This window comes from Streptomyces pyxinae (genome assembly GCF_024756275.1).
GTDB lineage: Bacteria > Actinomycetota > Actinomycetes > Streptomycetales > Streptomycetaceae > Streptomyces > Streptomyces pyxinae.
Window position 1 is genome coordinate 424281 of sequence record NZ_JANUGQ010000001.1, and the last position, 22781, is coordinate 447061.

Annotated in this window: 22 protein-coding genes and 1 pseudogene; 15 read left to right on the top strand and 8 right to left on the bottom strand. The window is 73.5% G+C overall.

Going from position 1 to position 22781, the window contains the following annotated elements; translation table 11 throughout:
• Positions 1 to 5 precede the first annotated feature (5 nt).
• On the bottom strand, positions 6 to 1133 hold the full coding sequence (locus tag NX801_RS01760) for an alpha/beta fold hydrolase (protein ID WP_258784920.1): 1128 nt from the start codon (positions 1131 to 1133) through the stop codon (positions 6 to 8).
• Positions 1134 to 1563: 430 nt separating this feature from the next.
• On the opposite strand from NX801_RS01760, the gene NX801_RS01765 reads away from it, so the two are divergent.
• From NX801_RS01765 to NX801_RS01780, 4 genes are all read left to right on the top strand, one after another.
• On the top strand, positions 1564 to 1812 hold the full coding sequence (locus NX801_RS01765; protein WP_258784921.1) for a hypothetical protein: 249 nt from the start codon (positions 1564 to 1566) through the stop codon (positions 1810 to 1812).
• Between the two features lie 322 nt (positions 1813 to 2134).
• Positions 2135 to 2791, top strand: coding sequence for a TetR/AcrR family transcriptional regulator (locus tag NX801_RS01770; RefSeq protein ID WP_258784922.1), 657 nt, complete (start codon positions 2135 to 2137; stop codon positions 2789 to 2791).
• A 262-nt stretch (positions 2792 to 3053) separates the two neighbouring features.
• A complete protein-coding gene (locus NX801_RS01775) occupies positions 3054 to 3281 on the top strand; it encodes a DUF3107 domain-containing protein (RefSeq protein ID WP_258784923.1) in 228 nt (75 codons plus the stop codon).
• Positions 3282 to 3655: 374 nt separating this feature from the next.
• Complete coding sequence (locus NX801_RS01780; protein WP_258784924.1) at positions 3656 to 3925, top strand: hypothetical protein; 270 nt, start codon at positions 3656 to 3658, stop codon at positions 3923 to 3925.
• 357 nt (positions 3926 to 4282) lie between these two features.
• On the opposite strand, the gene NX801_RS01785 is transcribed toward NX801_RS01780, so the two are convergent.
• Positions 4283 to 5017, bottom strand: a complete 735-nt coding sequence (locus tag NX801_RS01785; protein WP_258784925.1) for a ferritin-like fold-containing protein — start codon at positions 5015 to 5017, stop codon at positions 4283 to 4285.
• A 535-nt stretch (positions 5018 to 5552) separates the two neighbouring features.
• On the opposite strand from NX801_RS01785, the gene NX801_RS01790 reads away from it, so the two are divergent.
• Together NX801_RS01790 and NX801_RS01795 are read left to right on the top strand one after the other, a co-directional pair.
• Positions 5553 to 7799, top strand: a complete 2247-nt coding sequence (locus tag NX801_RS01790; RefSeq protein ID WP_258784926.1) for a DEAD/DEAH box helicase — start codon at positions 5553 to 5555, stop codon at positions 7797 to 7799.
• A gap of 120 nt (positions 7800 to 7919) precedes the next feature.
• Positions 7920 to 8804, top strand: a complete 885-nt coding sequence (locus NX801_RS01795) for an alpha/beta fold hydrolase (RefSeq protein WP_258784927.1) — start codon at positions 7920 to 7922, stop codon at positions 8802 to 8804.
• Between the two features lie 27 nt (positions 8805 to 8831).
• Here the strand turns inward: NX801_RS01795 and NX801_RS01800 are convergent, their stop codons facing one another.
• Positions 8832 to 9674 carry an NYN domain-containing protein gene (locus NX801_RS01800; RefSeq protein ID WP_258785221.1) on the bottom strand — a complete coding sequence of 281 codons (843 nt, stop codon included), beginning with the start codon at positions 9672 to 9674 and terminating at the stop codon, positions 8832 to 8834.
• A gap of 381 nt (positions 9675 to 10055) precedes the next feature.
• Here NX801_RS01800 and NX801_RS01805 point away from each other — a divergent pair, with 381 nt between their 5' ends.
• Positions 10056 to 10208 carry a hypothetical protein gene (locus NX801_RS01805; RefSeq protein WP_258784928.1) on the top strand — a complete coding sequence of 51 codons (153 nt, stop codon included), beginning with the start codon at positions 10056 to 10058 and terminating at the stop codon, positions 10206 to 10208.
• 109 nt (positions 10209 to 10317) lie between these two features.
• Here NX801_RS01805 and NX801_RS01810 read toward each other — a convergent pair whose 3' ends face one another.
• The 3 genes from NX801_RS01810 to NX801_RS01820 form a co-directional block, all read right to left on the bottom strand.
• Positions 10318 to 10923 (bottom strand): MarC family protein, encoded by a 606-nt coding sequence (locus NX801_RS01810; protein ID WP_258784929.1) that lies wholly within the window; start codon positions 10921 to 10923, stop codon positions 10318 to 10320.
• Between the two features lie 143 nt (positions 10924 to 11066).
• Positions 11067 to 11936: a PHP domain-containing protein gene (locus NX801_RS01815; RefSeq protein ID WP_258784930.1), complete on the bottom strand. Its 870-nt coding sequence runs from the start codon at positions 11934 to 11936 to the stop codon at positions 11067 to 11069.
• A 433-nt stretch (positions 11937 to 12369) separates the two neighbouring features.
• Positions 12370 to 13008, bottom strand: coding sequence for a DUF6758 family protein (locus NX801_RS01820; RefSeq protein WP_258784931.1), 639 nt, complete (start codon positions 13006 to 13008; stop codon positions 12370 to 12372).
• 203 nt (positions 13009 to 13211) lie between these two features.
• Between NX801_RS01820 and NX801_RS01825 the strand changes: the two genes are divergently transcribed.
• From NX801_RS01825 to NX801_RS30950, 3 genes and pseudogenes are all read left to right on the top strand, one after another.
• On the top strand, positions 13212 to 14489 hold the full coding sequence (locus tag NX801_RS01825; RefSeq protein ID WP_258784932.1) for an MFS transporter: 1278 nt from the start codon (positions 13212 to 13214) through the stop codon (positions 14487 to 14489).
• A 583-nt stretch (positions 14490 to 15072) separates the two neighbouring features.
• On the top strand, positions 15073 to 15213 hold the full coding sequence (locus NX801_RS01830; protein ID WP_258784933.1) for a hypothetical protein: 141 nt from the start codon (positions 15073 to 15075) through the stop codon (positions 15211 to 15213).
• Positions 15210 to 15326, top strand: a pseudogene (locus NX801_RS30950) (hypothetical protein); the annotation flags it as partial. The gene NX801_RS01830 and the pseudogene NX801_RS30950, both read left to right, overlap by 4 nt.
• Positions 15327 to 15415: 89 nt before the next feature.
• Here NX801_RS30950 and NX801_RS01835 read toward each other — a convergent pair.
• On the bottom strand, positions 15416 to 16012 hold the full coding sequence (locus NX801_RS01835; protein ID WP_258784934.1) for a suppressor of fused domain protein: 597 nt from the start codon (positions 16010 to 16012) through the stop codon (positions 15416 to 15418).
• Between the two features lie 535 nt (positions 16013 to 16547).
• Here NX801_RS01835 and NX801_RS01840 point away from each other — a divergent pair.
• Both NX801_RS01840 and NX801_RS01845 read left to right on the top strand, forming a co-directional pair.
• A complete protein-coding gene (locus tag NX801_RS01840) occupies positions 16548 to 17681 on the top strand; it encodes a magnesium and cobalt transport protein CorA (RefSeq protein WP_258784935.1) in 1134 nt (377 codons plus the stop codon).
• 62 nt (positions 17682 to 17743) lie between these two features.
• Complete coding sequence (locus tag NX801_RS01845; protein WP_258784936.1) at positions 17744 to 18253, top strand: hypothetical protein; 510 nt, start codon at positions 17744 to 17746, stop codon at positions 18251 to 18253.
• A 50-nt stretch (positions 18254 to 18303) separates the two neighbouring features.
• Here NX801_RS01845 and NX801_RS01850 read toward each other — a convergent pair whose 3' ends face one another.
• Positions 18304 to 19107 carry a hypothetical protein gene (locus NX801_RS01850; RefSeq protein ID WP_258784937.1) on the bottom strand — a complete coding sequence of 268 codons (804 nt, stop codon included), beginning with the start codon at positions 19105 to 19107 and terminating at the stop codon, positions 18304 to 18306.
• Between the two features lie 351 nt (positions 19108 to 19458).
• Between NX801_RS01850 and NX801_RS01855 the strand changes: the two genes are divergently transcribed.
• The 3 genes from NX801_RS01855 to NX801_RS01865 are packed head-to-tail and all read left to right on the top strand — an operon-like array spanning position 19459 to position 22699.
• Positions 19459 to 20808, top strand: coding sequence for a magnesium transporter MgtE N-terminal domain-containing protein (locus NX801_RS01855; protein ID WP_258784938.1), 1350 nt, complete (start codon positions 19459 to 19461; stop codon positions 20806 to 20808).
• Entirely contained in the window at positions 20798 to 21523 is a 726-nt protein-coding gene (locus NX801_RS01860) for a DUF1003 domain-containing protein (protein WP_258784939.1), read from the top strand. The genes NX801_RS01855 and NX801_RS01860 overlap by 11 nt, the downstream gene beginning before the upstream one ends.
• Before the next feature lie 42 nt (positions 21524 to 21565).
• A complete protein-coding gene (locus NX801_RS01865) occupies positions 21566 to 22699 on the top strand; it encodes an Mrp/NBP35 family ATP-binding protein (protein ID WP_258784940.1) in 1134 nt (377 codons plus the stop codon).
• Positions 22700 to 22781 lie beyond the last annotated feature (82 nt).

Sequence of the window (22781 nt, forward strand, 5' to 3'; positions counted from 1 at the left end):
CCGGATCAGCTCCCGCCGTTGTCGTCGTCGCCGGCGCGGTGGCCGCCGGTCTCGCCACCACTGTGGCCGTTGTCTCTGTGGCTGTTGTCGCAACCGCTGTCGGCGCCGTCGAGGGGGCCGCGCCCGCTACCGCCGCCCTCGCCCCGCACGCCGTCCCCGCGCCTCTGGCGGGCACCGTACTCCTCGAGCAGTTCCCGTACCGCCGCGGCGACCGTCTCCGGGTACTCCATCATCGCCACATGGCCCGCGTCCGGCAGCGTCAGCAGCCGGGAGTCCCGGAAGGCGAGGGCGGCCCTGCGCGCCATGCGGTACGAGACCACCCGGTCGCGGCCGCCGTAGACGAGGAGCGTGGGCGCGAGCACCCGCTCGGCCTGCCGCCACAGTCCGTGCTGACCGCCCAGGGTGTAGGCGTCCACGATGCCACGGGTGGAGCGGACCATCGCGTCCCAGAAGTAGGGCAGCGCGAGACGCCGCTCCATCTCCGCCACGGCGGCCCGCAGGCCCTCCTCCGAGACCCGGCCGGGATCGCCGTAGCAGAGCGCCAGGACGTTCCGCACCCGCTGTTCGGCGGTCCAGCCCCTGGTCATCCGGGTGAGCAGCGCGGCCACCCCGGGCACCGCGAGCATGGCCGTCGGCCAGGCACTGCGCTGGGCCCGGAGCTCCGGAAGCGCGGGCGCGATCAAAGTGAGCGTCCGGATCAGATCGGGCCGGGCCGCCGCGACCCGGGTGGTGACGGCACCCCCGAGGGAGTTGCCGAACAGATGAACGGGCCCCCGGCCGCTCGCCTCCAGCAGCCGGATCACGGCCCGGGCGTGAGCGGTCACCGAGTAGTTGCCGTCGTCGGGCGGCGGGGAGTCCCCGAAGCCGGGCAGGTCCACCGCCTCGCCGTCCACCACGTCCTCCAGCAGCGGCATCAGCGCCGACCAGTTCTGCGAGGAACCGCCGAGCCCATGGACGTACAGCGCGGGCGGCCGGCCCGTGGGAACCGGCCGGGAGGGGGTCCGGAAGCGGACCGACAGCGTCAGCCCGGGGAGTTCCACGGTGCGCAGCCGCTCGCCCGGGGCGACCCGTACGGCACCCACGCGCGGTTCCACCGCGGCGGTGACGGATGCGGGCAGCTCGGTCGAAGACATGCGGCAATGTTACGAGACGATCACGCCGACCGGGTGTGGTGGGCGTCACAGATCGTATAGCGCCTGGCGGAGCGGCCTTCTAGGCTCGACTTGCCAGGAACTCCTGGCACTCCAAGCACGCCGGGAACACCAGGACACCGGCCCCGGGGCGCCGCCCGGCGGCACCCATGAACCGGCCGGCCCCCGGGCACAAGATCCATGAGCGGCCCGGGTGCCCGGGCCGCCCGGGCCCCGCCCCCCGTGCCGCTCGGGACAGCTTCCGCCCCGGCACGGGGACCACCCGTCCACGACACCGGACCCGAGCCGCCGGAACAAGCGCCGGAACAGGTGGAGGCGGGCGAAGACACAGGAAGACAGGTACGCGCGAAAGCCGGTGAACCGGTGAACCGGTGAAGAGGCACGACGCGCGACGACAGGTGAGAGGGAGACCATGACCGTCGATCCGACCGACCCCGAGACCTTCGAGGAACTGCCCGAGGAAGCCGCCGCCCCGGAGAGCGTGGGCGGAGCGGGACTCGACGGGGAGACCCCGGAGGCGGATGCCGCCGAACAGCTGGCCGAGCTGCGGCCCCGCTCCGACGATCCGCTGAGCGAACTGCGCGTGGACCAGGCCAATGAGGCGGACGCCGTGGAGCAGGCACGGGTGGTGGCCCCCGATGACGATGACGACTACCGCTGACTGACGCTGACCAACGCTGACTACCGCTGACGGGGACGACCACGGCCGACGGGTGACGGCCACCGCCGGCGAGGACGACCATCGCCGGTGGGGACCGCCACCGCCGGATGAGAACGGCTGTCGCAGGTGAGGACGGATGTCGCCGATTTGGGCAGACTCTCGCCTGAATGGCCGTTTTGACGCCGACCCTTGTGTGATACGCGGCTTCCGGGCGCGCCCGGTACATGAAATTCTGCGCTCGCACCGCGCGCACCCGGGTTACCCAAAAGTACGATGGCGGACGCGGCGCGCAGCGCCACATGGATCGAATTTGGGAGGCGGCGTGACAGCCATCGAGCAGACAGAGGCGGCGCGCCCACGAGGCACCCGTCTGCCGCGCCGAGCCCGACGCAATCAGCTCCTGGGCGCGGCCCAGGAGGTTTTCGTCGCCCAGGGTTACCACGCGGCCGCGATGGACGACATCGCCGAGCGGGCGGGCGTGAGCAAGCCGGTGCTGTACCAGCACTTCCCCGGGAAGCTGGAGCTCTATCTCGCGCTGCTGGACCAGCACTGCGAGTCGCTGCTCCAGGCGGTGCGCACCGCGCTGGCGTCCACCTCGGACAACAAGCTGCGGGTGGCGGCCACCATGGACGCCTACTTCGCGTACGTGGAGGACGAGGGCGGCGCCTTCCGGCTGGTCTTCGAGTCGGATCTCACCAATGAGCCGGCCGTCCGCGAGCGCGTGGACCGGGTCTCGCTCCAGTGCGCCGAGGCGATCTCGGAGGTGATCGCCGAGGACACCGGGCTCTCCCGGGAGGAGTCGATGCTCCTCGCCGTCGGCCTGGGCGGTGTGTCGCAGGTGGTGGCCCGGTACTGGCTCTCCAGCGAGTCGTCCATCCCACGTGACAAGGCGGTCCAGTTGCTGACCTCGCTGGCCTGGCGCGGTATCGCGGGCTTCCCGCTGCACGGCGCGGAGGGCCAGGGACACGAAGCCCCCTGAGTCACCCGGCCGAGCTTCCTGAGCCACCCGGCCGGGACACCCGGTCGCCGCCGGGGCCACGGGCGCGCCGGGAAGCGGCCCGGCCGTCCGGCCCCCGGCGAGCCCTGTTCGCTCCCGGGCGATCCGTATGCGCTCCCGGGCGGTCCTTGTTCGCTCCTGGCGTGCGGCATCCGCCCGTGGCCTGTGCTCTCTCCGGGTTAATGTGTGCAGCGTACGGCGCGGGCGACCGCGCCAACGCCGACCGTTTCGAAGGGACATAGCCGTGGAGGTCAAGATCGGCGTGCAGCACGCGCCGCGGGAGATCGTTCTGGAGAGCGGGCAGTCTGCCGAGGAGGTCGAGAGCATGGTGGCGCAGGCGCTCTCCGGCACGTCGAAGCTGCTCAGCCTGACGGACGAGAAGGGCCGCAAGGTCCTGGTGCCGGCCGACCGGATCGCCTATGTGGAGATCGGCGAGCCGGCGGCGCGGCGAGTGGGCTTCGGCGCGCTCTGAGCGGTCGCCGCACGGCGCCGTCGCCGCGCGTCGGCACGGACGCCGCGTAACGGAACAGCACGGCCGAGGGCCCGGCGGGAGGACCGCCGGGCCCTCGGCGTACGCGCGGAGCCCCGCGCGCACCATGGATACGGCCGGGCCCCCGCCGGATCGGCCACGGGGGGCCGCGCCCCGCCGGATCGGCCACGGGCCGCGCTCCGGCCCCCTTCCAGCGGGCCCGCTCCCGTCCCCCCTCCTGCGGGTTTTCAGCAGGCCGGAGGGCGAGCGAAGGCCCGTCCGGCACGCCCGGCGGGAGGGTTGTCAGGCACGTATGCCGGGTAGGACCGGCAGTGACCGTTCTGCCCGCCCCGCCGTCCGCGAGGTGATGATCCGTGGTGTTCTGGGAAGCTCTCGGCTCCGTCCTGCTCGGGCTCGCGTTGTCCTGGGCCGGCATGCGCCGGCTGGCCGACCGGTTGCCCTCGCCGCGAGTGGTCCTGCTCGCCGGCCCCCTGGGGACTCTTTTCGGCGCGCTGCTCACCCACGCGGCCCTCGGCCCGGGCCATGCCGCCGTCACCCTGATCGGCGCGGTGGCCGTGGGTGCCGTGGTGCTCTCCCTGCTGCTCCGCCCCGCGCCGCCCCGCCGCCTGCGCCGATCAGCCGCGTAGGCGCCGGCCGGCGCCAGGCCCGGGACTCCGGGCCGTGATCACGCCCCGGCCGCCGGGCCGCACGGGACCGACAGGCGGATCGACGAACCGACCGCCGGGCCGACAGACGGATCGACGCACCCACTGCCGGACCGACTAATGGATCACCGGACCGGCTGCCGGAGCACCAGGCCGACTGCCGGGCCGCCGGGCCGACCGCGACGACCGTACGCCCGCCCCTCCCTGCGGCGCCCCCGGCCCCCGCAGGCGCTCGGGGCCGCGCGGCAGCCGGATCCCAGGGACGGAGTGGACGGATCGGCCAGCCCCCTGAAGAGACCCTGAAAAGGCCCGAAGAGGCCGGGCGGGATCGGGCGAAGCTCAGGCGGCGAGGCCGAGGGCGGCCATGCGCTTGGTGTGGGCCTTGGTGATCCGGGAGAACATCTCCCCGACCGCCGCCAGGTCGAAGCCGTCCGCGACCCCGCCGACCAGCATCGTGGAGAGCGCGTCCCGCTCCGCCACCACCCGCTGGGCCTGGGAGAGCGCCTCGCCCATCAGCCGGCGCGCCCAGAGCGCCAGCCGGCCGCCGACCCGGGGGTCGGCCTCGATGGCGCCCCGGACCTTCTCCACGGCGAAGTTGCCGTGCCCGGTGTCGTCCAGCACCGCGAGCACCAGGGCGCGGGTGTCGGAGTCCAGCCGGACCGCGACCTCGCGGTAGAAGTCACTGGCGATGGAGTCGCCCACATAGGCCTTGACCAGGCCCTCCAGCCAGTCGGACGGGGCGGTCTGGCGGTGGAAGTCGTCCAGCGCCCGGGCGAACGGCTCCATGGCGCCGGTCGGCTCCGCGTCGATCGCGGCCAGCCGGTCGCGCAGCCGCTCGAAGTGCTGGAACTCGGCGGAGGCCATCTTCGCCAGCTCCGCCTTGTCACCGAGAGTGGGCGCCAGCTTGGCGTCCTCGGCCAGCCGCTCGAAGGCCGCCAGCTCCCCGTAGGCGAGCGCGCCGAGCAGGTCCACGACGGCCGCCCGGTACTGCGGGTCGGCGGAGGCACCGGCCCAGTCCTGGGCGGCGATACCGGTCGGTCGGTCGGCGGCAGTGGCGTTGTCAGACGTCTCCATGGAGCGCACAATAGCCCGCCCCGGTGACCCGGCACGGGGCCCCCGGGCGAGTGTGACCTCCCCCTCCTTGTGAATCGGCCCATTACACCTGCGCGGTTCCGGGGTACAGTGGTATTGCGCCTGCTGGGTGTACGAAGACGACGGACACGGCAGCCCGGCCGATCGCGAAGCGGTCGCTCCCGGACGCCGGCACCGTTCCCGACGTACTCGGCGGGCCATCTCATGAATGAGGATGCCCGGTCGGTGGCCCGATCGGCTCCGAACCGACAGCCCTGCGTGCGCGTCGTCGCACGCGAGGGATCCCTCAGCGGTATGGCGCTGGAGCGACGGACGTGGTCCTGTGCCACCCGGCCGTGTCCTGGACGGACCGCCGCCGGAGCAACCGGCGCGGTAAGACCCCCGGCGTTCGCCCCATGCCGCGTCTCACAGAAGAGGCAGCACCCTGACTACGACTTTCCGAGCTCTCGGAATCCTTCCCGAGACCGCCGAAGCCCTTGAAGCCGTCGGCATCACCACCCCCTTCCCCATCCAGGAGATGACCCTTCCGGTCGCCCTCTCCGGCACCGACGTCATCGGCCAGGCCAAGACCGGCACCGGCAAGACGCTGGGCTTCGGTCTGCCGCTGCTGGAGCGGGTCACCGTCCCCGCCGACGTGGAGGCGGGCCGGGCGCGGCCCGAGCAGCTGACCGACACCCCGCAGGCGCTCGTCGTCGTTCCGACCCGCGAGCTCTGCACCCAGGTCACCAACGACCTGCTCACCGCCGGCAAGGTCCGCAACGTCCGGGTCCAGGCGATCTACGGCGGCCGGGCCTACGAGCCGCAGGTCGAGGCGCTCCAGAAGGGTGTCGACGTGGTCGTCGGCACCCCGGGCCGGCTGCTCGACCTGGCCGGCCAGCGCAAGCTGAACCTGTCGCACGTCCGGGCCCTGGTGCTCGACGAGGCCGACGAGATGCTGGACCTCGGCTTCCTGCCGGACGTCGAGAAGATCATCAACCTGCTGCCGGCCAAGCGGCAGACCATGCTCTTCTCGGCCACCATGCCGGGCGCCGTGATCGGCCTCGCCCGCCGTTACATGTCGCAGCCCACCCACATCCGCGCCACCGCGCCGGACGACGAGGGCGTGACCGTCGCCAACATCACCCAGCGGGTGTACCGGGCGCACTCCATGGACAAGCCCGAGATGGTCTCGCGGATCCTCCAGGCCAACGGCCGGGGCCTCGCGATGATCTTCTGCCGCACCAAGCGCACCGCCGCCGACATCGCGGAGCAGCTGGAGCGGCGCGGCTTCGCGTCCGGCGCGGTCCACGGCGACCTGGGCCAGGGCGCCCGCGAGCAGGCGCTGCGCGCCTTCCGCAACGGCAAGGTGGACGTGCTGGTCTGCACCGATGTGGCCGCGCGCGGCATCGATGTGGAGGGCGTCACCCATGTGATCAACTACCAGACGCCGGAGGACGAGAAGACCTACCTCCACCGGGTCGGCCGCACCGGCCGCGCGGGCCGCACCGGTACCGCCGTGACGCTGGTCGACTGGGACGACATCCCGCGCTGGCAGCTGATCAACAAGGCGCTCGGCCTGAACTTCCACGAGCCCGCCGAGACCTACTCCACCTCCCCACACCTCTATGAGGAGCTGGACATCCCGGCCGGTACGAAGGGTGTCCTGCCGCGCTCGGAGCGCACCCGGGCCGGGTTGGACGCCGAGCAGCTGGAGGACCTGGGCGAGCCGGGCGGCCGTGGCGGTCGCGGTGGCCGGAGCCGTACGGACCGGAGCGCCCCCGCCGCCGAGGAGCGCCCGGCGCGCACCCGGGCGCCGCGCCAGCGCCGCCGTACCCGGAACGGTGCCCCGGTGGCGGACGCCCCCGCGGCCACGGCCGCTCCGGTGGCCGAGGCCGGTGCCGAGGCCCCGGCGACCCGCACGCCGCGCCGCCGCCGTCGCACCCGGGGCGGCTCGGCGCCGATCCCGGTGGCCGGCGCGACCCCGGTGACCGCCGAGGCGCAGCCGGTGGCCGAGGCCCCGGTGGCGGCTCCGGTCGTGGCCCCGGCCGTCGCGGAGCCGGTGGCTCCGGTGGCCCCTGCCGCACCCATGGCCGAGGCCGTGGCGACCGCCGCCGAGGCCGTGGCCCTGGTCACGGAGGAGGCGCCGGTGAAGCCGCGCCGCACCCGTACCCGGAAGGCCGCCGCCAAGACGGCCGAGCCGGTGGCCGCCGAGCCCGCCGCCGTGGTGGCGGACACCGCCGAGCCCGTGGTCGCCGTGGAGCCGGCCGAGGCCCCCGTCGCGGAGTCCAAGCCCCGGCGCCGGACCCGCAAGGCCGCCGCAGCCCCGGTGACCTCGGTGGACGAGGCGCCCGTCGTGACCGAGGTCGTGGCGGAGGCCGAGCCCAAGCCGCGGCGCACCCGCAAGGCGGCCGCCAAGAAGGCCGAGCCGGTCGCGGAGCAGGTGTCCGAGGCCGTGGCCGAAGCCCCGGCCGAGCCGGTGGCCGAGGCCAAGCCCCGCCGCCGCGCCCGCAAGGTGGCCGAGGCCCCGGTGGACGAGCCTGTGGCGGAGGCCGAGCCCAAGCCCCGGCGCACCCGCAAGGCGGCGGCCAAGAAGGCCGAGCCGGTCGCGGAGGCGCCCGCCGCCGAGGCCGTGGCCGAGGCCGAGCCCAAGCCGCGCCGCCGGACCCGCAAGGCGGCGGAAGCGCCGGTCGCGGAGCCGGAGGCGGCGGCCGAGGCCAAGCCCCGGCGCACCCGGAAGGCGGCGGCCAAGAAGACGGCCGCGCCCGCCGAGGCCGCTGCCGAGTAGTCGCCCGCCGGTCCCGTGCGGGCCGGCGAACCGAGGGGCCCCGCCATCACTGGCGGGGCCCCTCGGCGTATCGCCTCCCCGCCTGCCGGGGGCCGTCCCGGGGCCGGTTAGCCTCGTGCCATGAGCCGGCCGCCCACCTTCGTCCCGCCCGCCTGCGCCCGCGCCCGTCGGCTGCGTACCGCCCGGGGCGACTTCGCCGTACTGGAAGCCACCCCCCGGGACGGACTCGGCCCCCGGGGCACCGCCCTGCTGCTGCCCGGCTACACCGGGAGCAAGGAGGACTTCATCGCGCTGCTCCAGCCGCTGACCGAGGCGGGTTACCGGGTGCTCGCGGTGGACGGCCGGGGACAGTACGAGACACCCGGGCCGGACGACGAAAGTGCCTACGCCCAGGGGGAGTTGGCGCTGGATGTGCTGGCCCAGGCGACGGCCGCCGACCCCGCCGGCGCGGGCGTGCACCTGCTCGGGCACTCGCTCGGCGGCCAGATCGCCCGGGCCGCCCTGCTGGCCGACCCCTCGTGCTTCACCACCCTGACGCTCATGTCCTCCGGACCCGCCGAGGTGGCTCCGGCGCAGCGGGAGAAGGTCGCGCTGCTGAGCGGCGCCCTGGCGACGATGACCATGGCCGAGGTGTGGGAGGCGATGCGCGCCCTGGACCCGCCGGAGGAGGCGGACGACCCGAAGAGCGACCGGGCCGACCTGCGTCACCGCTGGCTGCTGCACAACCCGGCCCAGCTGGTGGCGACCGGCCGGGCGCTGACCGTGGAGTCGGACCGGGTGGCCGAGCTGACCGCCCTGCGCCCGGCGCCGCCGGTCCATGTGATCTCCGGCGTCCGGGACGACACCTGGCCGGTGCCACTGCTCGACGACATGGCGACGCGGCTCGGGGCGCACCGTACGGTCGTCGCGGGCGCCGAGCACTCCCCCAACACCGACCGCCCGGCCGAGACCGCCCGCGCCCTCGCGGCCTTCTGGGACCGCCACCCGGCGGACGGCCGCCGATAACCGCGGGCGAACCACCGGACAGCGGCCTCAGAGCCGGGCGCGGAGGTGCTCCCAGAAGCCGTCCCGCAGGGCCCGGCGCTGCACGGGGTGACCGCGCAGGGAGCGGCCCAGCATCCGTTCGGCCTCGATCAGCAGATCCTGGTCGACCGCGCCCGGCAGATACGGGTGGCCGGTCAGCAGCTCGGCCATCGCCTGCGGCCCGCGCGCGGTCAGCCACTCCGCCCCGATCCGGGCGCCCACGAACCGCACCTCGTCCCGGGAGGGCGGCGGCTCGCCCTCGTTCTCGTACGTCGTCACCGGCCGGCGGGTCACATAGGGGCGGCAGAAGTCCAGGTCGAAGACGCGGGTGGAGTCGGCCTCCCAGCGCAGCGGCTCGGCCTGGTTGGAGCCCTCGGCCGCCTCGACGCCCCACAGATGGACCCGGGTGCCGTACGCCTGGGCCGCCTCCACGGCCGAGACCAGGTCCTCGTCGCCGCCGACCAGGGCCGCGTCGCTGATGGCGCGGTGCCGGGCGAGGGTCTCCAGGTCGGAGCGGATGAGCGAGTCGACGCCCTTCTGCTGGTTGTTGGCGTTGAGGTTGCCGAGCCGCACCTTCACATCGGGCAGGGCGGCGACGGACTGCTGCTCGGTGGTGTGGATACGGCGGCGGGCGCCGTCGTACCAGTAGACCCGGAGCAGCCGGCTGTCCGCGAAAATGGTGCGGGCGGTGTCGATGAGGGCGGCGATCAGGCCCTCGGTGTCCAGGTCGAAGGAGCGCCGGTCCTCGGTGCCCGCCACCAGCAACCCGGCCGAAGCATGGACGTAACCCGCGTCGACGAAAATGGCATGGGTCGAGAGGGCGGAGGGCGTCTTCGCCACCTCGACCAGCATGCGCCGCAGGAGCTCATTGGTGCGCTCCAGACCGGCTTCGACCCGGGCGAGCGCCCCGTCGTCACCACCGGCGCCACCGCCGGCGCCGTCACCACCACTACTGCCGCCGGCCGGCGCCGCCGGGAAAAGGTCCGTGTCATTCATACGGGCCCCATTCTCCGCCGTACCGCCGGGCGCGACCCCCCGGCCCCCGGGACCGCGAGTCCCCGCTCGACCCCGCCCGCCCCGCCCCGCACCGGACACGCCCCTTCACACCCAGCAGTGCTTAGACAACGAAAGATTTTCTTTAGTGTAGGGAATGTTTGCGATCCGCGTGCTGTTGCACTCGTACAGCCACCAGTTCTCCATCAGGAGGATCAACTCCGACGAAGGGAGAAGCCCATGCGCTTCGAAATTCTGCGACTCGACGACGTCGACGGCACCGCCGTGGACAGCACCGTCGTGGACGCCGCCTCCGTCAACCTCATCGTGCAGCAGGCCGCGTCGGTCGGCCAGCGCATCTATATCCGCCCGGCCGGGGACCCGGTCTCGTAACCCGTTCCTTCACCGGAGCACACGGCACCGCGCCCCCGCACGGACTTCCCGGAAGGAGAATCCGTACGGGGGCGCAGTGCTGTCCGCACGGTCGGCGACGGACTCGGATTCAGGAGCCCCGGATTACCTGGGTGACGCCGTTGATGATCTGCTGAACGGCGATCGCGGAGAGCATCATGCCGGCGAGCCGGGTGACCAGCACCACGCCGCCGTCCTTGATCACCCGGATGATCAGCAGCGAGTAGCGCATGGTCAGCCAGAGCACCACATGCATGGCGGCGATCGCCGCCCAGACGGAGATCTGCTGGCTGACGCCCTTGGCGTGCTGCACCGCCAGGATGACCGACACGATGGCACCGGGGCCGGCGAGCAGCGGCATCCCGAGCGGTACGAGCGCGACGTTGACGTCCTTGGTCTGCTTGGGCTCGTCGGTCTTGCCGGTGAGCAGGTCGAGCGCGATCAGCAGCAGGAGCAGTCCGCCGGCGATCATCAGCGCGGGCACCGAGACATGCAGATAGCCCAGGATCTGCTGGCCCAGGATGCCGAAGACGGTGATCACGCCGAACGCGACGGCCACCGCCTGCCAGGCCATCCGGCGCTGGACCTTGGCGGGGCGGCCGGAGGTCAGGGCCAGGAAGATCGGCGTGATGCCCGGCGGGTCCATGATGACGAACAGGGTGAGGAAGAGGGAGCCGAAGACGGCGAGGTCGAACACGGTGGTTCCTTGCGGGGTGTGCGAGACGTACGAGGCGGTGCGAGGCGGAGGGGCCGGGCCGACGGGGGTGCGGCCGGCCGGGGGCGACGGGAGAACGGCGCGCGGGGCGTGCGGGTGACACGCACCGGGCGGAGTGCGGGACGTTACGGGCGTCCGCCCGCGCCCGGCACCGGGAACGCGCCGGTCGCGCGCCGGGTGATCTCGCCGTAGGTCTCGGGGTCGGTGGTGTACTCGCCGAGCCGACAGGTCTTGCGGGTGCCGTGGTAGTCGCTGGAGCCGGTGGTGAGCAGCCCCAGGTCGGCGGCGAGGCCGCGCAACCGGTCCCGGGCCTCCGCGTCGTGGTCCATGTGGTCGACCTCGACGCCGTCGAGACCGCAGGCGGCGAGTTTCGCGATGGCCGCCTCGGAGACCGTACGGCCCCGTTTGACGGCGAGCGGATGGGCGAAGACGGTGACCCCGCCCGCCGCCTTGACGAGCCGCACGGCCTCGCAGGCGTCCAGCTCGTGCTTGGGCACGTACGCCGGGCCGCCGTCGCCCAGCCACTGGGCGGTGAAGGCGTCCGAGACGGTGGGTACGAGACCCAGCTCGACCAGCGCCTCCGCGAGGTGCGGGCGGCCCACCGAGCCATCTCCGGCGATGGCCGCGACCCGCTCCCAGGTGATCGGGACGCCCAGCTCGCGGAGCTTGGCCACCATGGTCCGGGCACGCGGCACCCGGTCGTCCCGGACCAGCTCGCGCTCGCGGAGGAGGTCGGGCTCGTCGGGGTCGAAGAGGTAGGCGAGCAGATGGACCCCGGTGCCCTCGATGCGGCAGGACAGCTCGGCGCCGGTGACGAGGGTGAGCGGCCGGTCCAGCCCGGCCAGGGCGGCGGCGGCCTCGGCGTGGCCCCGGGTGGTGTCGTGGTCGGTCAGCGCGACGACGTCCAGGCCGCCGGCGGCCGCGGCGCGGATCAGCTCGGCGGGGGTGTCCGTGCCGTCCGAGGCCGTGGAGTGGGTGTGCAGATCGATGCGCACGACTCAGGGCTCCGGAGCTCGGGGCGGACAGGGGACGCTCAAGGATAACCGGGCCCGGCCCCCGCCCCGTCCGGCCACCATCCCGTCGGGCTCCCATCCGGCCCGGCCGCCATCCCGTCGGGCTCCCGCCCCGACCGGCCGCCATCCCGTCGGGCTCCCATCCCGCCCGTGCGCCGGCGCCTGGCCCGGCCCCGTGTGCGGTACGGGCCCACGCCTTCCGGTCGGGGCCCCGCCTCGTCCGGGCGCCGTCCGGCCCCGCGCCCCTCCGGTCCGGCCCTCGCGCCACGCGTACGCCCCGCGCCGGTTGCCGCCCGGCCCGGCCCTGTGCGCCGGCCGGGCGCCGCACCTTCCGGTTGCCGCCCGCGCCCTCCGGGCGCCGTCCGCCTCCACCACGGGGAGCTCAGCAGCCAGTGGGCAGCCCAGCGGCCGGGGGTCAGCTCAGCAGCCGGGGGCTGAGCGCGCCGCAGGGCAGCAGCTCGACCTCGGCGCCCGCCTCCCGGAGGTCGGTCAGCACCAGCTCGTCGTACATCAGCAGGCTGGACTCCTCGGGCCAGACGATGGCCCAGAGCCAGAGCCCGAGCGCCTCGCCCGCGAAGACGGCCCGGTCGCCGGGGGCGCCGCCGACGTGCCAGAGCGGGGTGGGTCGTCCGGAGGTGAGCACCTTGGCCTGCGGCCGGGCGTCCACGCAGAGGTGCGGGCCCGGGTCGGGGCCGTCGATCCCGGCGTACCGCGCGCCCAGGCCGACGCCCAGCTCCTCGGCGACCAGCAGCAGCTCCCCGACCCCGCCGAGCGGGCCGGGACCCGAGCAGGCGACGGCGGTGGCGCGACCGCCGCCGCGGTCGTCCCCGGCGCTGGCCACCCCGGTGAAGAGCCAGCCGACCGGCAGCGGCCAGGGCATCCAGACGGGGACCTGAGCCCGGTGGGTGACGACTCCGAGCGCCTCCACGCTGGGCGGAACCACGGGTTGCAGCGGGTGAACGGCACCGTGGACGTCGCACTGCCAGGAATCGGCGAAGAGACCGGGCGCCCTCACCCGGCCACCGCACTTCGGGCAACTGGGTTCGCCCCTCATAGCGTTCCACGGTCCTCCCCGCCCGCCGCCGCGTCAAGGACGATCACCCTCCGGGGTGGACCGGCCGCGTCCCGGGTATGCATGCCTCTTGCATTCATTAGCCTCGCTAAGCTAATATATGTAAATACCAACCACTTATTGGGAGCACCGCCCCGGCCACAGCCGCCCGGGCCCCGCGTCCCCTCGGTGACCGAAGGAGCGACATGCACGGAAAGGAATCGGCCCCAGCGGCCCCGCGCGAGGAGCTGGACGGCGCGCCCGACCCGCTGGACGAGGGCGCCGGCAGCATCCTGCGCCAGCCGAAGGCGGTCTGGGCCACCGCCGGCGCCTCGGTCGTGGCCTTCATGGGCATCGGCCTGGTGGACCCGATCCTGCCGTCCATCGCCCAGGGGTTGCACGCCACTCCGAGCCAGGTCTCGCTGCTCTTCACCTCGTACTTCCTGATCACCGCCGTGGCGATGCTGATCACCGGCTTCGTCTCCAGCCGCATCGGCGGCCGGAAGACCCTGCTGGCCGGACTCGCCCTGGTGATCGTCTTCGCCGCGCTCTCCGGCACCTCGGGCTCGGTCGGTGAACTGGTCGGCTTCCGGGCCGGCTGGGGGCTGGGCAACGCCCTGTTCGTCTCGACCTCCCTCGCCGTGATCGTCGGCGCGGCGGCCGGCGGCAGCGCGGCGGCCATCCTGCTCTACGAGTCGGCGCTCGGCCTCGGCATGGCCTGCGGCCCGCTGCTCGGCGCCCTGCTCGGGGACGCCAGCTGGCGCTACCCGTTCTTCGGCACCGCCGCGCTGATGGCGATCGGCTTCCTCTGCATCGCCGGCTTCCTCAAGGAGCAGCCCCGCCCGGCCCGCAAGACCTCGATACTCGATCCCATCCGGGCGCTCGGCCACGGCGGCCTCGCCTCGGCGGCCGCCTCCGCCTTCTTCTACAACTACGCGTTCTTCACGGTGCTGGCCTTCACGCCGTTCGTGCTGGACATGACCCCGTACAAGTCGGGTGCGGTCTTCTTCGCCTGGGGTGTGCTGCTCGCCGTCTTCTCGGTGCTGGTCGCGCCCCGGCTCCAGGAGCGGTTCGGTTCGCTGAAGGTGCTGGGCGGCTCGCTGGTGCTGCTCGCCGCCGATGTGGTGGTGCTGGGCTACGGCAACCACACCACGGCGATCGTCTGCACCATCCTCTCCGGCGCCTTCATCGGCGTGAACAACACGGTCTTCACCGAACTGGCCCTCGGCGTCTCGGACGCCCCGCGCCCGGTGGCCAGCGCGGGCTACAACTTCGTCCGCTGGTTCGCCGCCGCCGCCGCACCCTTCCTGGCGCCGAAGATCGAGGAGTGGACCGACATCCACATGCCCTTCGTCGTCGCCGGTGCCGCCGCCCTGATCGGTGCCGCCGTCGTCTGGGCCCGCCGCCGCTCCCTCACCCACGAGGCCGAGGAGCTCCAGCCGCGGCACAAGACGGAGGACGGGGTGGCGGTCTTCGCCAACTGAGCCGTCCCGGGCTCCTCTTGGCGCTCTTCCCGAGGGGGAGGTTTCCACGCGGAACCTCCCCCTCGGCCGTGCCCGCTCCGGAATACCGGGCCGATGACGCGACGACCGTGGCTGGTGTGGACCGGCACCGCCCTCGCGCTCGGGGGTCTCGCGCTCTTCCTGAGCCGCCAGGGACTGGACCGCGCGGACCAGTGGAGCAGCGTGCTGAGCCTGTTCCTCGCGGTGGCCGGCTTGGGGACCGGACTGGCCGGGCTGGTGGGCGGCGGGCGCCCGGCCGAGGCGGGCCAGTCCGCCGACGACGCCTCCGCCGGGGGCTCGATCAGGCTTCCGCAGCAGCATGGACCGGCTGGGCCAGGCCCTTCAGACCCTCGGGCCCCAGCGGGTGGGCCGGGAGAGGGATCTCACCTGGTACACCAGCCAGGAGCAACACCCGCTCAACATGGCCCAGTTCGATACCCCCAGTGGGCGCCGAGGCCGTCCAGGTCCTGCGTTACGGCGGCGACTGGAGCCAGGCGACGAGTGGGCTCATCGAGGACCGGGCCGGCGAGCGCCGCATGCCGTAGGGCGCGCCGAGGCCGTCCGGGTGCTCGCAAACCGGCCGGCGATCACTGGCGGTCCCTTCGACCTGAAGCTGAGCCGGATCGCCCGAGAGGACGAGGCGCCCTCCGTCCGCGAAACGGCCGTCACCGCGCTCGCCCGGTTCCGCCCGCGCCCCACCTCCTGACCGACCTCACCCGCCACGCCCCCTCCCCCGCCGTCCGCCTCGCCGCCCTCCGCGGGGTCGTCCAGCACCACCCCGACGACCGGCGGACGCTGGAGCTCCTCTCCAAGTGCGCCGAGCGGGACGAGGACACGGAGGTACGCGAGACGGCGGCCGAGCTGCTCTCGGCGCTGCGGCCGGACCTGACCCCGGGTCACCCCGCGAGTCAGTCCAGCCCGACCGGCCGCCGCCCCGGGTCGCGGAGATCCGTGCCGCTCGTGAGCCAGCGCTCCTCCAGGGCCTGGGCGCCATGGACGCGCTTCCAGGCGGCCTCGTTGGGCGTCATCGGCAGCAGCGGCAGGAAGCGCACCGGGTCCAGGGGGGCGTCCAGCTCCAGGTCCTCGACCAGCCCGCCCGGCTCGGCCACCAGGACGGAGGTGAAGGGCGCCCCCGGCCAGAGCGGATCACCGAGGTCCAGGGAGGCGCCCGGGGCCACCACGACGCCCTCGACCTGCGGGGAGGCGGCCAGCACGGCGAGGGGCCGGAGCACCTGGTCCGTGTCGGCGCGCCCGGCCCGCACCGAGAGCAGCAGCTCGGCGCGCGGGCCCTTGACCGGGTCGGCCAGCGCGGCGGTCGGATCGGTCATGGGCTGGGCGGACATGCCGAGGGTGGCGTACCGCACGAGGTCACCCCCGGCATCCTTGTCGCGGAAGCGGAGTACCTCGATCCGGTCGGTGCCCAGAAAGGTCACCGCCGCCCGGGCGTCCGGTTCACCGAGCGCGGTACGCAGCCGGGCCTCGACCAGTGCAAGAACTTCTGCCATGCGGTGAGCATAAAACGCGTATGCGGAGGGCAAAATAAGGGATTGACCCATGAGCGGCTGGTAGTCTTGGCCGCTGGTCGGGACGGCGCGCGAAGCGTGCTCCTCAGTCCCGGCGACACGTCATCCCCCACGGGGGACCGGCCGGAGGAGGTGGGGCTGCGGTGGATCGAAGTCGACCGTGCAGTACCACCCGCTCTTCCGCCCGCGCTCCCCGGCGCTGACCTGATCTCCGTTCCCCGCATCCGGGCATCCGGACGGAGCCAGATCCTTTTCCGGGTCGGCGCACCCCGCCGTACGGATTCTCCCCGGTCCGGCGGGTACACGACTGGGCGATCCATCGCGTACGAGGACGTACGCGCGCCCGCGACGGAAGAGCGCTGAGCATTCCTCTCCCCGCCTGTCCGTAGCGAACGCCGTCATCGCGTCCCGCGGTGCCGCCCGCTTTGCGGACGTACGCAACGCCCACGCGCTGCCACGTCCACGTTCCGGGCTGTGCCACACCTCGCCGGCGGCCTCTCCGTGAAGGAGCTTGCCCATGTCGATGATCCGCGACCTGCGCGCCGTGGTACGCCCGTCCCTGCGCAAGATCAACACCCCGTACAACACGTACAACTCCTATGACCCCACCCGCGACCCCTCCGCGTCGAGCGCCGTCGTGGACTGCGCCGTCTACCGTGACGGCCGCCGGCTGCGGGACGCCACCGACGGCGCGGTGCTGACGCCCCGTGAGGCGATGCGGGAGGTCCGGGACGGCGGGGGCTTCGCCTGGATCGGGCTGCACGAGCCGACCGAGGCCGAGTTCGCCGGGATCGCCGCCGAGTTCGGGCTGCACCCGCTGGCCGTGGAGGACGCGGTCCACGCCCACCAGCGGCCCAAGCTGGAGCGGTACGACGACACCCTCTTCACCGTCTTCAAGACCATCCACTACGTGGAGCACGCCGAGCTGACCGCGACCAGCGAGGTGGTGGAGACCGGCGAGGTGATGTGCTTCACCGGCCATGACTTCGTGATCACCGTGCGGCACGGCGGCAAGGGCTCGCTGCGCAACCTCCGCCACCGGATGGAGGGCGAGCCGGAGCTGCTGGTCAAGGGCCCCTCGGCGGTGCTGCACGCCATCGCCGACCATGTGGTGGACGGCTACATCGCGGTGGCGGACGCGGTGGAGGTGGACATCGACCAGATCGAGATCGATGTCTTCTCGCCGCCCGCCAAGGGCAGCACCCGGGGCGCCGACACCGGCCGGATCTACCAGCTCAAGCGCGAGGTGCTGGAGTTCAAGCGGGCGGTGACCCCGCTGCTGCGGCCCATGCAGCTGCTGAGCGAGCGGCCGATGCGGCTGGTGGACCCGGACATCCAGAAGTACTTCCGGGACGTCGCGGACCACCTGGCCCGGGTCCAGGAGCAGGTGGTCGGCTTCGACGAGCTGCTGAACTCGATCCTCCAGGCGAGCCTGGCGCAGGCGACGGTCGCGCAGAACGAGGACATGCGCAAGATCACCTCCTGGGCGGCCATCGTCGCCGTGCCGACCGCCGTCTGCGGGATCTACGGCATGAACTTCGACCACATGCCGGAGCTGCACTGGCGGTACGGCTATCCGATGGTGCTGGCCGGGATCATCGGCGTCTGCCTCGCCATCCACCGCACCCTGAAGCGCAACGGCTGGCTCTGACGGGCCGCGTCCTCCGCCGGCGCGGGCAAGGCGGTTTCCTCCGGCTGGCTAAGCTGCCGGGCATGACGGATTCGCTGCTCGACCGGGCCCTCGCCGAGGAGGCCACCAAGAAGTCCGGCCTGATCTGGGTGCGCGGTACCGGGCCCGCGCGGGCGCTCTGGCACGTCTGGCTCGACGGCGCCGCGCTGGTGGTGGGCGACGGACCCGGGGAGCAGCCGCTGCCGGGGCTGGCGGACGGCGCCACCGCAGAGGTCACCGTGCGCAGCAAGGACAAGGGCGGCCGGCTGGTCGGCTGGACCGCCGGGGTACGGGAGCTGGCGCCCGGCTCCGAGGAGTGGCAGGCGGCGGTGGCGGAGCTGAAGGGCAAGCGGCTGAACGCCCCGGACGCCGAGACGATCACCGAGCGCTGGGCGCGCGAGTGCCGGGTGCTCCGGCTGGCGCCGGGGGCGGTGACCACCGCGCACCCGGACGGCTCCCTGGCGGCCACCCCGCTGCCCACCCCGGCCACCACCCGCCGCCCGGCCCCGGCCGCCCTCCCCCGGCTGCTGGGCCGGCGGAGGCGGAACGGCTGAGCCCGGGGCGGGCCGGCCGGCGGCGGTGGAGCGGCCGGTCCCGGGACGGTTCATTCGCTGGTACGGGGCAGCTCCCGGCCGTAGTCCACGGTCTCCGCCGGGGACGGGGCGCGCAGCGCGAAGTCGGCGTTCCACTCGCTGAGGGTCACCACGCCGGCCGCGCCGCCCCGGGCGTACTGGAGCGGGTACGGGGTGCCCTCCAGGGAGACGTCCAGCGTGCCGCCCTCGCCCTTCGGGCCGCCGAGGACCTTGATCGTACGGACCCCGCCGATCCGGTCCCGGTCCCCCTTGCCGGCCTCGCCGTGCACCTCCAGCAGGCCCCGGAGCAGCGCCCGCATCTCGGTGAAGCCGCGCAGCTGCTTGTACGAGGGGTCGTCCCGCGGCACCTTGACGTACTTGTCGTCCAGCTTGCCCGCCGCCTCCGAGTCGCCGTCGCCCCCGCCGGAGTCCGAGCCCGGACGCGACCCCGGCTTGGCGTCCGGCTCCGCGTGGGTCCAGAAGTCCGCGTCCGCCTTGAGGTAGAGGGCGTCCGCCACCCGCAGCAGCTCGAAGGTGGAGTTCTTGGTCACCACCGAGCCCTGGGCGCCGTCGCCCTTCAGCCGCATGTTCAGTTTGTAGGTGCCGCCCTTGCTGACCAGTGTCCCGGAGAGCCGTACCGCCCGGGCCGCGTCCGCCGCCGTCCGGGCCTTGGTCTCGATCTCCTGGGCGGTGAGCCTGCCCACGCCATTGGTGCCCGCGTCCGGGTCCGGCGGCTCCTCCCCGCAGGCCGTGAGGGCCAGCGTCAGCCCGGCGCAGAGCGCGGCGGAAAGAAGGGCGGCCCGGCGGGGACGCGAAGCCGGGGGGAGAGCGGTCACCAGCGCACTGCCTCTCATCTGGCTGTGGAGATGGGGATGGACCTTGGAACAGGGGACGTGTGGGAAGCGGGCGGACGGGAGAGACGGGGGAGGACAGGAAGGGCTTCAGGAACTCCGGACAACGGGCGGGCCGCCGCCGGGTGCGGGGCCGCCGCCGGCCGGGGCCGGAGAACCGGACGCCCGGCTTCCTGTGGGGTGGCGTACGGCAGCGTACCGGTGCCGTGGACCGTCCCCCGCAGCGAGCCGTACGTCCCCCGGGCCCTGCCGAGGCGGCCGGTCCCGGGACGGGCTAGCCTGAACCGGCACGGAGCCCACGGAACCACAGGTGAACCACCCCAGGAGGTGCGCGGCATGGCGGCAGGCGCCCCCCGGATCTTCGTGTCGCACCTCGCCGGGGTGCCCGTCTTCGACCCCAACGGCGATCAGGTCGGCCGGGTCCGGGACCTGGTGGCGATGTTGCGGGTGGGCCGCCGTCCGCCCCGGCTGCTCGGTCTGGTCGTGGAGGTGATCGGCCGGCGCCGGATCTTCCTGCCGATGACCCGGGTCACCGGGATCGAGTCCGGCCAGGTCATCACCACCGGGGTGCTCAATGTCCGGCGCTTCGAACAGCGCCCCACCGAGCGCCTGGTCCTCGGTGAACTGCTGGACCGCCGGGTGCGGCTGGTGGAGGACGGCGCCGAGGTGACCGTGCTGGACGTCGCCATCCAGCAGCTGCCCGCCCGCCGGGACTGGGAGATCGACAAGGTCTTCGTCCGCAAGGGCGGCGGCGGGGCGCTGCGGCGCCGGGGCGAGACGCGGACCGTGGAGTGGTCGGGGGTGACCGGCTTCTCGCTGGAGGAGGAGGGCCAGGGCGCGGAGAACCTGGTCGCGACCTTCGAGCGGATGCGCCCGGCCGACCTCGCCAATGTGCTCCACCACCTGACGCCCAAGCGGCGCGCCGAGGTGGCCGCCGCGCTCGACGACGACCGGCTCGCCGACGTACTGGAGGAGCTGCCCGAGGACGACCAGGTGGAGATCCTCGGCAAGCTGAAGGAGGAGCGGGCCGCCGACGTGCTGGAGGCGATGGACCCGGACGACGCCGCCGACCTGCTCTCCGAGCTGCCCGAGGAGGACAAGGAGCGGCTGCTGACGCTGATGCGGCCGGACGACGCGGCCGATGTGCGGCGGCTGATGTCGTACGAGGAGCGCACGGCGGGCGGGCTGATGACGACCGAGCCGATCGTGCTGCGCCCGGACGCCACCGTGGCCGACGCCCTCGCCCGGGTACGGCAGCAGGACCTCTCCCCCGCGCTCGCCGCCCAGGTGTACGTCTGCCGGCCGCCGGAGGAGACGCCGACCGGCAAGTTCCTGGGCACCGTGCACTTCCAGCGGCTGCTGCGGGACCCGCCGTTCACCCTGGTCTCGGCCGTGGTCGACACCGATCTGGAGCCGCTGTCCCCGGACACCCCGCTCCCCGTGGTGACGAGCCATCTGGCCGCCTACAACCTGGTCGCCGCCCCGGTGGTGGACGACAGCGGCTCGCTGCTGGGCGCGGTGACCGTGGACGACGTACTGGACCACCTGCTGCCGGACGACTGGCGGGAGACCGAGTTTCACCATGACGAGGCCCCGACCCCGGGCCACGGGACCGGGACCACGGCCGGGACCGGGATTCCCGCCGCCGGGACGGACGCCGCCGAGGGGGCCGGCCATGGCCGCTGACCGCACCCCGCGCACCGGCGGCGAGCGGACCGCCGGCCGCGCCGGAACCGCCACCCGCGCCGGAGGCGAGCGGGGCGGGGCCGAGCGGGTCGCCGCTCCGCCGCGCGTCCGGCTCGACCAGCCGCGCGTCCGGCGGCCCCGGCTGCTGCCGGAGTACGACCCGGAGGCGTTCGGCCGGCTCTCCGAGCGGATCGCCCGCTTCCTGGGCACCGGCCGGTTCATCGTCTGGATGACGATCGTCATCATCCTCTGGGTGGTGTGGAACATCGCGGCGCCGGACCCGCTGCGGTTCGACAAGTACCCGTTCATCTTCCTGACGCTGATGCTCTCGCTCCAGGCGTCGTACGCCGCCCCGCTGATCCTGCTGGCCCAGAACCGGCAGGACGACCGGGACCGGGTCAACCTGGAGCAGGACCGGAAGCAGAACGAGCGGTCCATCGCGGACACCGAGTACCTGACCCGGGAGGTGGCCTCGCTGCGGATGGGCCTGGGCGAGGTCGCCACCCGCGACTGGATCCGCTCCGAGCTCCAGGACCTGCTGAAGGAGCTGGAGGACCGCCAGAACGGCCACCATCAGCCCGGCCAGCACGGCGAGCACGGCGAGCACGGACATGACGGCCGCCACGGCCGGGGCGGCGGCGAGCGGACCGAGGGGCGGCAGCGCGATTCATTCCCGCACGCGGCTTCCCGGGGACGTGACGAAGGCGACCGCTGACGCTCTTTCCGGCCGCCCCGGCGGGCGCCGTACCATCTCACTATGGCTACGGAAGACGCGGTGCGCGAAGCACTGGCGACGGTGAACGACCCGGAGATCAACCGGCCGATCACCGAGCTGGGCATGGTCAAGTCGGTGGAGATCGGTCCGGACGGGGCGGTCGCCGTCGCCGTCTACCTCACGGTCTCCGGCTGCCCCATGCGCGAGACCATCTCGGCGAACGTCCGGGAGGCCGTCGCCCGCGTCGAGGGTGTGACCTCCGTCTCCGTGGACCTGGACGTCATGAGCGACGAGCAGCGCAAGGAGCTGGCCGCCGCGCTGCGCGGCACCACCGCCGAGCGCGAGGTGCCGTTCGCCAAGCCGGGCTCGCTGACCCGGGTCTACGCGGTCGCCTCCGGCAAGGGCGGCGTCGGCAAGTCGTCCGTCACCGTGAACCTGGCCGCCGCGATGGCCGCCGACGGCCTGAAGGTCGGGGTCGTGGACGCCGACATCTACGGCCACAGCGTGCCGCGCATGCTGGGCGCCGACGGCCGGCCCACCCAGGTCGAGAACATGATCATGCCGCCGTCGGCCCATGGCGTGAAGGTCATCTCGATCGGCATGTTCACCCCCGGCAACGCCCCGGTGGTCTGGCGCGGTCCGATGCTCCACCGAGCCCTCCAGCAGTTCCTGGCGGACGTCTACTGGGGCGATCTGGACGTGCTCCTGCTCGACCTGCCGCCCGGCACCGGCGACATCGCGATCTCGGTCGCCCAGCTGGTGCCCAACGCCGAGATCCTGGTCGTCACCACCCCCCAGCAGGCCGCCGCCGAGGTGGCCGAGCGGGCGGGCTCCATCGCGGTGCAGACCCACCAGAAGATCGTCGGCGTGGTCGAGAACATGTCCGGGCTGCCCTGTCCGCACTGCGACGAGATGGTGGACGTGTTCGGCACCGGCGGCGGCCAGAAGGTCGCGGACGGCCTCACCCGGACGACCGGTACGACGGTCCCGGTGCTGGGCGCCATCCCCATCGACGTACGCCTCCGCGAGGGCGGCGACGAGGGCCGCCCCGTGGTCCTCACCGACCCCGACTCCCCGGCGGGCTCCGCGCTCCGCACCATCGCCGGCAAACTCGGCGGCCGCCAGCGGGGGTTGTCGGGGATGTCGCTGGGGATCACGCCCCGCAACAAGTTCTGAAGGCGCGCTCCCTCGTTGTGAGGCTCTTTCGCCTCCGGGGCGCTTTGTGCGGGTGTCGACGGTCGACCGTGCTCGCCCCCAA

Excerpts from the sequence above, each read along its gene's own strand:
- NX801_RS01805 (WP_258784928.1), top strand. The coding sequence starts at position 10,056 with ATGCGCTTCGAAATTCTGCGACTCGACGACGTCGACGGCACCGCCGTG.
- NX801_RS01840 (WP_258784935.1), top strand. The coding sequence starts at position 16,548 with ATGTCGATGATCCGCGACCTGCGCGCCGTGGTACGCCCGTCCCTGCGC.
- NX801_RS01765 (WP_258784921.1), top strand. The coding sequence starts at position 1,564 with ATGACCGTCGATCCGACCGACCCCGAGACCTTCGAGGAACTGCCCGAG.
- NX801_RS01835 (WP_258784934.1), bottom strand. The coding sequence starts at position 16,012 with ATGGCAGAAGTTCTTGCACTGGTCGAGGCCCGGCTGCGTACCGCGCTC.
- NX801_RS01860 (WP_258784939.1), top strand. The coding sequence starts at position 20,798 with ATGGCCGCTGACCGCACCCCGCGCACCGGCGGCGAGCGGACCGCCGGC.
- NX801_RS01820 (WP_258784931.1), bottom strand. The coding sequence starts at position 13,008 with ATGAGGGGCGAACCCAGTTGCCCGAAGTGCGGTGGCCGGGTGAGGGCG.
- NX801_RS01865 (WP_258784940.1), top strand. The coding sequence starts at position 21,566 with ATGGCTACGGAAGACGCGGTGCGCGAAGCACTGGCGACGGTGAACGAC.
- NX801_RS01825 (WP_258784932.1), top strand. The coding sequence starts at position 13,212 with ATGCACGGAAAGGAATCGGCCCCAGCGGCCCCGCGCGAGGAGCTGGAC.
- NX801_RS01795 (WP_258784927.1), top strand. The coding sequence starts at position 7,920 with ATGAGCCGGCCGCCCACCTTCGTCCCGCCCGCCTGCGCCCGCGCCCGT.
- NX801_RS01845 (WP_258784936.1), top strand. The coding sequence starts at position 17,744 with ATGACGGATTCGCTGCTCGACCGGGCCCTCGCCGAGGAGGCCACCAAG.
- NX801_RS01760 (WP_258784920.1), bottom strand. The coding sequence starts at position 1,133 with ATGTCTTCGACCGAGCTGCCCGCATCCGTCACCGCCGCGGTGGAACCG.
- NX801_RS01785 (WP_258784925.1), bottom strand. The coding sequence starts at position 5,017 with ATGGAGACGTCTGACAACGCCACTGCCGCCGACCGACCGACCGGTATC.
- NX801_RS01790 (WP_258784926.1), top strand. The coding sequence starts at position 5,553 with ATGACCCTTCCGGTCGCCCTCTCCGGCACCGACGTCATCGGCCAGGCC.
- NX801_RS01855 (WP_258784938.1), top strand. The coding sequence starts at position 19,459 with ATGGCGGCAGGCGCCCCCCGGATCTTCGTGTCGCACCTCGCCGGGGTG.
- NX801_RS01800 (WP_258785221.1), bottom strand. The coding sequence starts at position 9,674 with ATGCTGGTCGAGGTGGCGAAGACGCCCTCCGCCCTCTCGACCCATGCC.